Origin of the sequence: Cupriavidus sp. HPC(L) (genome assembly GCF_000307735.3) — a bacterium.
Taxonomy (GTDB): Bacteria; Pseudomonadota; Gammaproteobacteria; order Burkholderiales; family Burkholderiaceae; genus Cupriavidus.
In genome coordinates, this window is the sequence record NZ_AMPR02000106.1 from 1 (window position 1) to 9,042 (window position 9,042).

The following is a 9,042-nucleotide window of genomic DNA, read 5'->3' on the forward strand; positions in this document are numbered from 1 at the left end:
GCCGCGACCAGCGCCGCGCCGAGGCCGACGAGCGGCAGCGGCTGGCGCAGCTGCGCAAACCGCTGGCCAAGGAACTGGAAAAGGTCGAGAAGCGGATGGCCGTGCTGCAACAGGCCAAGACCGAGATCGACGGCTTCATGGCCGACGAGGCCAGCTATGCCGAGGCCAACAAGGCCAGGCTGCTGGAGATGCTCAAGCGCCAGGGCGAGGTCGAAGGGGAACTGGCCACGCTGGAGGAGCGCTGGCTGGAGCTGCAGGAGCAGATCGAGCAGATCGCCTGATCGATTGACCGAGGCGATCCCGGCCGCGGCCGGGATCGCAGTCAGGATCAGGGTCAAGACGGGAGTGCCGCTACTCCTGCAACGCCTCCTCGGTCAGGAAGCCGCCGCTCTGGTGGGCCCACAGCCGGCTGTACAACCCGCCGCGCTGCAGCAGTTCGCGGTGCGAGCCCTGCTCGACGATGCGGCCGCGATCGAGCACGACGATACGGTCCATCGCCGCCAGCGTCGACAGCCGGTGCGCGATCGCCACCACGGTCTTGCCCTCCATCAGCCGGTACAGGCTTTGCTGGATTGCGATCTCGACCTCGCTGTCGAGCGCGCTGGTGGCCTCGTCCAGCAGCAGGATCGGCGCGTCCTTCAGCATCACCCGCGCGATCGCGATGCGCTGGCGCTGGCCGCCCGACAGCTTGACGCCGCGCTCGCCGACGTGCGCATCGTAGCCACGCCGCCCTTCCCGGTCGCTCAGCGTGTGGATGAAGTCCTCGGCCTCGGCGCGCCGCGCGGCGGCCACCATCTCGGCATCGCTGGCATCGGGCCGGCCATAGACAATGTTGTCGCGCACCGAACGGTGCAGCAGCGAGGTGTCCTGCGTGACCATGCCGATCTGCGCGCGCAGGCTGTCCTGCGTGACCCCGGCGATGTCCTGACCGTCGATCAGGATGCGGCCCGACTCGACGTCATAGAAGCGCAGCAGCAGGTTGACCAGCGTCGACTTGCCCGCGCCCGAGCGGCCGACCAGGCCGACCTTCTCGCCGGGGCGGATCGTCAGCGTGAAGTCGTCGAACACCGGCCGGCCCGAGCCGTAGGAGAAGTCGACGTGCTCGAAGCGGATTTCGCCGTGCGGCACCCGCAGCGGCACGGCGTCGACACGGTCCTCGATATGCCGGGGACGGGCCAGCGTCGACACGCCATCGCGCACCGTGCCGATATGCTCGAACAGCTCGGCAATCTCCCACATCGCCCACTGCGAGATGCCGTTCAGGCGCATCGCCATCGCGGTGGCCGCCGCCACCGCGCCGATGCCGATCTGGCCGGCCGACCACAGGTACAGCGCGAGCCCCGTGGTGGCCACGATCAGCATCATGATCAGCGTGTGGTTGACGATCTCGAAGGCGCTGATCAGCCGCCCCTGCGCATAGACGGGCTGCATGAACTCCTGCATCGCGCTGCGCACGTAGCTGGCCTCGCGGCGCGAGTGCGAGAACAGCTTGACGGTGGCGATATTGGTGTAGGCATCGGTCACGCGCCCGGTCATCACCGAGCGCGCGTCGGCCTGATGCGCCGACACGCGCGCCAGCCGCGGCACGAAATACCAGGATGCGCCGACATAGGCGACGACCCACAGCAGGAACGGCGCCAGCAGCCAGCCATCGAAATTGGCCAGCACCACCGCCGCCGACACCAGGTAGATCACGATATAGACCAGGATATCGGCAACCGTCATCACCGCGTCGCGCACGGCCAGCGCGGTCTGCATGACCTTGGTGGTGACACGGCCGGCGAACTCGTCCTGGAAGAAGCCCATGCTCTGGTTGAGCATCAGCCGGTGGAAATTCCAGCGCAGCCGCATCGGGAAGTTGCCGAACAGCGTCTGGAACTTCAGCATGCTCCAGACCGCGACCACGACGATGCTCGCCAGCACGATGCCGGCCAGCAGCAGCAGGCGGTCCGAATAGGCCGACCACAGCTGCTGCGGCTTGACCGCGGCGAGCCAGTCGACCAGGCGGCCCAGCATGCTGAACAGCACCGCCTCGAAGATGCCGATCGCCATCGCGCACAGCACCAGTAGCAGCAAGTAACGCCGCACGCCCGCGGTGCAATCGACGATGAACGCGATCCAGTGCTGCGGCGGCGTATCGGGAAGCGAATCCGGGTAGTTGTGGATGCGCCTTTCAAACCAACGGAACACGGCCAGTTTCTCCAATGATGTTGTCGAGCGGCCGCTGGGGCTCGCTCAACGATAGTTGCGCTCGCGCCGGATCAGTCCGACCGCCAGCACGCCGGTCAGCACCACCAGCCAGATCAGCGACCAGCCGGGAATCGAGATGCCCAGCACCGGCGGCAGCGGCGCGGTGCACAGACCGTCCGAATAGAAGACCTGCGGCAGCACGCGCGCGGTCGGCAGCGCGTTGACCCAGTTCTCGAGCGGATCGATGCCGCAGCTCGCCTTCGGATCGAGCAGCAGCGAGATGTGATAGCCCGCCACCGCGATGCCGCCGACGCCCGACAGCATCGCCAGCCCTTGCCACAGCGTGCGCGTGCCCTGTCCGAGCGCGGCCAGCAGCGAGAACAGCCCGATCGCGACGAAGGCGAAGCGCTGCATCACGCAGAGCGGGCACGGCTGATAGCCCTGCGCGTGCTGCAGATAGAGGGCGTAGCCGACCAGCCCGAACGAGACGATGGCAATCAGCAGGAAGTAGGCGCGGGAATTCGCTTGCATGGCGGAATGGCGGTCGACAGAGCGGTGAACAAGAGCGGTGAACAGGATCCGGAACATTCCGGATAGACAACGCATGGCGATAGCGGTGGTCCGGCATCGCGGACAGGCGCCATCTTACCGATTTTGCACCGCGCGCGTCGCAGCGATGCGATGACCCCTGCACGCGCTGGGGCCATCGTTGCGGCCGATCGCCGCAGCGCGGCGGCTTTGCATTGCCGAGGCCGGCGATCGCGCCAACAATGCCGTTCATTGTGTCGGCGCGATGCGATCCCGCGCGATCCCCCTGCATCCGCCCCCGCTTGCTTGAGGACCGTAACGATGAAGAGCAATGCGCTGCGCGCGGTGCGCAGCAACGATGTGCGTGCCCCACGTTTTCGCACGATCCCGCCGCCCGCCGCGTCCGTGCCCCGGCGCGACGCGGCGGCCAACTCGGCAAACACGCCGAAGCCGCCGGTACCGGTGGTGCCCGTGGTGCCGGTCGGCTATCGCCAGGGGTTCATCACCGCGATCTCCGTGCTGCTGGCCTTTACGCTGGCCTTCTGGCGCTACTGGAGCTTCGAGAGCCCGGGCGCGTGGAATCCGCTGTCGCTGGCGGTCGAGATCTCGCTGGGCGTCGCCGCCGGCCTACAGGTGGTGGCGTTGTTCCGTTCGCTGCGGGTCGAGGACGACCAGGTGCCCGAATACCGCCGCACGCAGCGCTGGCTGTTCGTGTCGGCGGTGGTGCTGATCGCCGCGCTGCTGGGCGCGCTGTGCGAGGACTCGGTGTTCGGTTGACGGGCGGGCCAGGGATATCGAAGATCGAAGACTTCCCCGGCGCCCCTCCCCTCAACCGTCGAGGTAGCGCACCCGCTCGATCGCCTGCTCGATCCGCTCGACGGCGATCACCTCGAGCCCGTCGATCGGCTGCTTCGGCGCATTGGCCTTCGGAATCACCGCCTGCGTAAAGCCCAGCTTGGCGGCCTCGCGCAGCCGGTCCTGGCCGCGCGGGCTGGGACGGATCTCCCCCGCCAGCCCCACCTCGCCGAATACCACCAGCCCGCGCGGCAAGGGCTTGTTGCGCATCGACGAGTGGATCGACAGCAGCACCGCCAGATCGGCGGCCGGCTCGGTGATCTTGACCCCGCCCACCGCATTGAGGAACACGTCCTGGTCGAAGCACGCGATGCCGGCGTGGCGGTGCAGCACGGCCAGCAGCAGCGCCAGCCGGTTCTGCTCCAGGCCCACCGCCAGGCGGCGCGGATTCGGCACGTGCGCCGCATCGACCAGCGCCTGGATCTCGACCAGCAGCGGGCGCGAGCCCTCCTGCGTGACCATCACGCAGGACCCGGACACGGTCTGCTCATGCTGCGACAGGAACAGCGCCGACGGATTGCTGATGCCGCGCAGGCCGCGCTCGGTCATCGCGAACACGCCCAGCTCGTTGACCGCGCCGAAGCGGTTCTTGAACGCGCGGATCAGCCGGTGCGACGAATGCGTGTCGCCCTCGAAATACAGCACCGTGTCGACGATATGCTCGAGCACGCGCGGCCCGGCCAGGCTGCCTTCCTTGGTCACATGGCCGACCAGGATGATCGTCGTGCCGCTGCTCTTGGCGATCCGCGTCAGCTGCGCCGCGCATTCGCGCACCTGTGCCACCGAGCCCGGCGCCGATGTCAGCGCCTCCGAGTACAGCGTCTGGATCGAGTCGATCACCGCGACCTCGGGCTTGTCGGCGTCGAGCGTCGCCTGGATCTTCTCGAGCTGGATCTCGGGCAGCAGCCCCAGGCTCGGACTGTCGATGCCGAGCCGCTGCGCGCGCAGCGCGATCTGCGCGCCCGACTCCTCGCCGCTGACATAGAGCACGCGCCGGCTGGCCGCCAGATTCGCCAGCGCCTGCAGCAGCAGCGTGGACTTGCCGATGCCGGGGTCGCCGCCGATCAGCACCACGCCACCGGCGACCAGCCCGCCGCCCAGCACCCGGTCGAATTCCTCGATGCCGCTGGTAAAGCGCGGCACGTCGGACGCCTCGATTTCCGACAGCCGCTGCACCGTGCTCGAGGCTGCCAGCGGCTGGAAGCGCCGCGCCGACGGCGTCTCGGGCACGCTTTCGACCAGCGTGTTCCATTGCTGGCAATGCGGGCACTGCCCCTGCCAGCGCGGCACGGAGCCGCCGCATTCGGTACAGGTGTAAACGGTCTTGGTCTTTGCCAACGGGAATCCTTGGTGCCGGGGAGCTGAGAGCGGAGAGCTGAGAGGCGCCGATTCTACTTGGCGGGCGCGGCCTCGGCCACGCCGGGCGCATCCGGCACCGTCAGCGTCGCGACCGTCACCGGCACCCGCGGCGCCAGCGCGCACATCAGCTCGTAGCCGACCGTACCGCTGGCGGCGGCGACATCGTCGATCGGCAGGCCGTGGCCCCACAGCGTCACCGGCGAGCCGACCCGCGCCTTCGGACACGGCGTCAGGTCGACGCACAGCATGTCCATCGACACGCGGCCGACCAGATGCGTGCGCACGCCGTCGACCAGCACTGGCGCCGGCTGGTCGCCCCAGCCCGCGGCATGGCGCGGATAGCCGTCCGCATAGCCGCAGGCGACCACGCCGATCCGCATCGGCCGGTCCGCGGTATACAGCGAGCCGTAGCCGACCGTGTCGCCGGGCCGCAATTCCTGCACCGCGATCAGTTCGCTGTGCAGCGACATCGCCGGCATCAGCCCGGTGTCCGCGATGTCGGCGTGCCGGCCGCTCGGCGAGGCGCCGTACAACACGATGCCAGGCCGCACCCAGGCGCGGTGCGCGGCCGGATGCCACAGCGTGGCCGCGGAGTTGGACAGGCTGGCCTCGCCCGGCAGATTGGCGGTGGCGGCGTCGAACACCTCCAGCTGATGCGCGATGCCGCGCTCGCCATCGGCGTCGGAGAAGTGCGTCATATGGACGATGCTGCCGACCCCGGACAGCGTGCGGGCGCGCTCCCAGGCGGCGCGATACTGGTCCGGCGCGAAGCCGAGCCGGTTCATGCCGGTATTGAGCTTGAGCTGGATCGCCAGCGGCCCCTTCGGACGGGCGGCCTCCAGCATGCGAAGCTGCTCCTCGTTGTGGATCGCGGTGGTCAGCCGGTATTCCTCGAGCAGCGGCACGTCCTGGGGCTGGAAGAAGCCCTCGAGCAACAGGATCGGTCCCTGCCACCCCAGTTCGCGCAGCAGCACGGCCTCGTTCAGGTCCAGCAGGCCGAAGCCGTCGGCCGCGCGCAGGCCGGCGAAGGCGCGCCGGATGCCGTGACCGTAGGCGTTGGCCTTGACCACCGCCCAGACGCGCGAGGTGGGCGCGTGGCGGCGCACCACCTCGAGATTGTTGGCCAGGGCGGGTTGATGGATGACAGCGTGAATCGGTCTTGGCATGGGATCAGGGAAGGTTCGTCACGGCGGCCTCGGGGCGCCGCAGGGGCCCGGGCGGCTATGGTCGACCATTGGCCTGGGCGTGCGCGCCGTTGTGGTGCCCGAGGCACTGACAGCGGCAACGCCGGCGGTCGACCGGAGGGACAACCACGTGCGTTCTGCACCAATGCGCGGCAGCACACCGAAGGGGCACCGCGTAGACCGTTATTTGACCACATTGGTTCGGCAATTCCCGGGAATCCGCTCCAGATCGAATGGTCAAACCCGGTCAATTTGCGGTCTTCCCTTCTTCGGAATTGAAAGACTTTCGTGATATAAAGCCGGACGTTCCGGCCATGTTTCAAAAGTGATTCAATATGACGGGTCACGTCAGGTACGTACACGCCCCCGCCACGCCGAACCGGACCCGGCGCGGGCGACCCGTGCGTCCCGGGCCTCCTTTTGGCACGGCCGCCGTTCACCCCCTCCGCACGATGCCGACGGCCGTTGGCGCGGGCACGCCAGTAGCGCAAGGAAATCGCGATGGAGACAGAGTCCAAGGTATGAAGAAGGGTTTTTACACCATCATGGCCGCGCAGTTCTTTTCTTCGCTGGCCGACAACGCTCTGCTCATCGCCGCCATTGCCCTCCTCGCCGAATTGCACTCCCCGCAGTGGATGACCCCACTGCTCAAGCTGTTCTTCGTGCTGTCCTATGTCGTGCTGGCCGCCTTCGTCGGCGCCTTTGCCGATTCGATGCCCAAGGGCAAGGTGATGTTCATCACCAACACGATCAAGATCGGCGGCTGCGCGATCATGATGTTCGGGCTGCACCCGCTGCTGGCCTATGGCGTGGTCGGCTTCGGCGCGGCGGCCTATTCGCCGGCCAAGTACGGCATCCTGACCGAGCTGCTGCCGGCCGAGCGCCTGGTGGCGGCCAACGGCTGGATCGAGGGCCTGACGGTCGGCTCGATCATCCTCGGCACGGTGGTCGGCGGCGCGCTGATCTCGGTCAAGGTGTCGAGCCTGATGCTGGCGATGGACCTGCCATGGATCGAGACCGGCATCGACACGCCGGCCGAGGCCGCGATGGTGGTGATCATGCTGTTCTACGTGATCGCCGCGCTGTTCAACCTGTTCATCCCCGACACCGGCGCCCGCTATCCGCAGCAGGAGAAGAACCCGATCAAGCTGATCGCCGAGTTCGCCGACTGCTTCACCGCGCTATGGAAGGACAAGCTCGGCCAGATTTCGCTGGCGGTCACCACGCTGTTCTGGGGGGCCGGCGCGACGCTGCAGTTCATCGTGCTGAAGTGGGCGGAAAAATCGCTCGGCCTGAACCTGTCGCAGGGCGCGCTGCTGCAGGCGGTGGTGGCGGTCGGCGTGGCCGTCGGCGCGATCATGGCGGCGATGCGGATCCCGCTGCGCAAGTCGCTGTCGGTGCTGCCGTTCGGCGTCGCGATGGGCGCGATCGTGATGCTGATGGCCTTCTACACCAAGGACGCGATGCCCGATGTCGCGCTGGACGTGCTGGGCATGCGGATGCCGCTGTATATGGCGATCGCCTATGTGTTCCTGATGGTGGTGGGCGGCATGTCGGGCTACTTCGTGGTGCCGATGAACGCGCTGCTGCAGCATCGCGGCCACGTGCTGCTGTCGGCCGGCCACTCGATCGCGGTGCAGAACTTCAACGAGAACGTCTCGGTGCTGCTGATGCTGTGCCTGTACGCGCTGCTGATCAAGCTGAACGTGCCGATCGGCATCGTGATCATCGCCTTCGGCATGTTCGTCTGCGGCACCATGCTGCTGGTGATGCGCCAGCATCGCAAGAACGTCCGGCTGTACAACTCGCTGGCGATGATCGGCGAGGACAAGCACCACTGAGACGGCGCCGGCCAGCCGTCGGCGCCGCGGACGCGGGGACCCGGTGGCCTGCGCAGAGACGGGCAGGACGCGGGGATCCCACCGTTGCGGGAATGACGCGACGATCTAACGCGGCGGCTGCGCGATGCGCTGCCGCGCCCTCTCCTCCCATCCCGGCGGTACCACGAAGCCGCGCGAACGCTCGCGCCACCAGCCCGGCGCCGACGCGCCGGCCGGCTCCATCTCGCAGATCATCACCGGCGATTCGCGCCGCCATGCCAGGTCGCGATGCGGCTCCGCGAAGCGCGCGGCCAGCGCGTCGCGCAGCGTCTCGAACGGTTCGGTGTCGTGCTCGGGCACCAGCGCCGGCGACAGCCAGCGGGCGCGCGGCAGCCGATGCCAGCGCACCGGCGTTGCCGCCGTCGACGACTCTGACGATCCCAGGGCCACCCGCTGCGCCCATTGCTCCAGCGTCGACCACCAGCCGCGCAGATGGGCCGGATTGAGCCCGAGCGCATCGAGGCCGGCCGGCATCCGCCCGTCGCGATAGAACAGCCAGCCGAGCAGATAGATTTCGCTGCGATCGACGCGGCCGCCCAGCAGCGCCTCGGCCTCCGGCGTGCGCGACAGCGGCAGCTGGCGGCGCACGATATGCGACAGCTTGTCGCCGAGGCGGTCGACCAGGTTCGGGCCGACGAAGGCCTGCAGCCAGGCAGTGCGCTCGGCGGGCGACGCCTCTGACGCATCGCCGCCGGGCTCCACCAGCAGATAGAACTTGGCGGCCATCTCCCAGTGCACCAGCTGGCCGGCGCCGGCGGTGTTGCCGGCGCCGCCGCTGCTGCCAGCACTTTCCCGCCAGACGAAATCCAGCTCGCCCAGCGTCTGCACGCCATGCGCGCCATGCCGGCGCACCGGCAGATTGGAGGCGACCAGCTCGATGCCGTCGCCGTGCTCCAGCGCGAAATGCAGCAGCCGTTCGGCATGCCGGCCCAGCCGCAGGCTGCGCGCGGCCGGAGCCAGCGCCTGGACGGCGCCGGGCAAGGCGGACAGTTCCTCGATCGTGGGCGGCAGCTGCCGGGGATCGGCGGCGGCCAGCCAGCGCTGCC

Annotated in this window: 7 protein-coding genes and 1 pseudogene; 3 read left to right on the top strand and 5 right to left on the bottom strand. The window is 68.4% G+C overall.

Annotated elements, in window-relative coordinates; all coding sequences use genetic code 11:
* Positions 1-281, top strand: a pseudogene (locus B551_RS07880) (ABC transporter); the annotation flags it as partial.
* A 70-nt stretch (positions 282-351) separates the two neighbouring features.
* On the opposite strand, the gene B551_RS07885 reads toward B551_RS07880, so the two are convergent.
* A complete protein-coding gene (locus B551_RS07885; protein WP_043438083.1) occupies positions 352-2,190 on the bottom strand; it encodes an ABC transporter ATP-binding protein in 1,839 nt (612 codons plus the stop codon).
* A 45-nt stretch (positions 2,191-2,235) separates the two neighbouring features.
* Positions 2,236-2,721, bottom strand: a complete 486-nt coding sequence (locus tag B551_RS07890; RefSeq protein ID WP_006577845.1) for a disulfide bond formation protein B — start codon at positions 2,719-2,721, stop codon at positions 2,236-2,238.
* 318 nt (positions 2,722-3,039) lie between these two features.
* Here B551_RS07890 and B551_RS07895 point away from each other — a divergent pair, with 318 nt between their 5' ends.
* Entirely contained in the window at positions 3,040-3,495 is a 456-nt protein-coding gene (locus B551_RS07895) for a hypothetical protein (protein ID WP_006577846.1), read from the top strand.
* 51 nt (positions 3,496-3,546) lie between these two features.
* Here B551_RS07895 and radA read toward each other — a convergent pair whose 3' ends face one another.
* A complete protein-coding gene (gene radA, locus B551_RS07900; RefSeq protein ID WP_023263825.1) occupies positions 3,547-4,911 on the bottom strand; it encodes a DNA repair protein RadA in 1,365 nt (454 codons plus the stop codon).
* 53 nt (positions 4,912-4,964) lie between these two features.
* Positions 4,965-6,098, bottom strand: coding sequence for an alanine racemase (gene alr / locus B551_RS07905; protein WP_023263826.1), 1,134 nt, complete (start codon positions 6,096-6,098; stop codon positions 4,965-4,967).
* 539 nt (positions 6,099-6,637) lie between these two features.
* On the opposite strand from alr, the gene lplT reads away from it, so the two are divergent.
* Entirely contained in the window at positions 6,638-7,957 is a 1,320-nt protein-coding gene (gene lplT / locus B551_RS07910; RefSeq protein WP_006577848.1) for a lysophospholipid transporter LplT, read from the top strand.
* Between the two features lie 105 nt (positions 7,958-8,062).
* Here lplT and B551_RS07915 read toward each other — a convergent pair.
* A partial coding sequence (locus B551_RS07915; protein WP_023263827.1) for a DUF1853 family protein occupies positions 8,063-9,042 on the bottom strand: 980 nt, incomplete at its 5' end.

Excerpts from the sequence above, each read along its gene's own strand:
- B551_RS07890 (WP_006577845.1), bottom strand. The coding sequence starts at position 2,721 with ATGCAAGCGAATTCCCGCGCCTACTTCCTGCTGATTGCCATCGTCTCG.
- B551_RS07895 (WP_006577846.1), top strand. The coding sequence starts at position 3,040 with ATGAAGAGCAATGCGCTGCGCGCGGTGCGCAGCAACGATGTGCGTGCC.
- alr (WP_023263826.1), bottom strand. The coding sequence starts at position 6,098 with ATGCCAAGACCGATTCACGCTGTCATCCATCAACCCGCCCTGGCCAAC.
- lplT (WP_006577848.1), top strand. The coding sequence starts at position 6,638 with ATGAAGAAGGGTTTTTACACCATCATGGCCGCGCAGTTCTTTTCTTCG.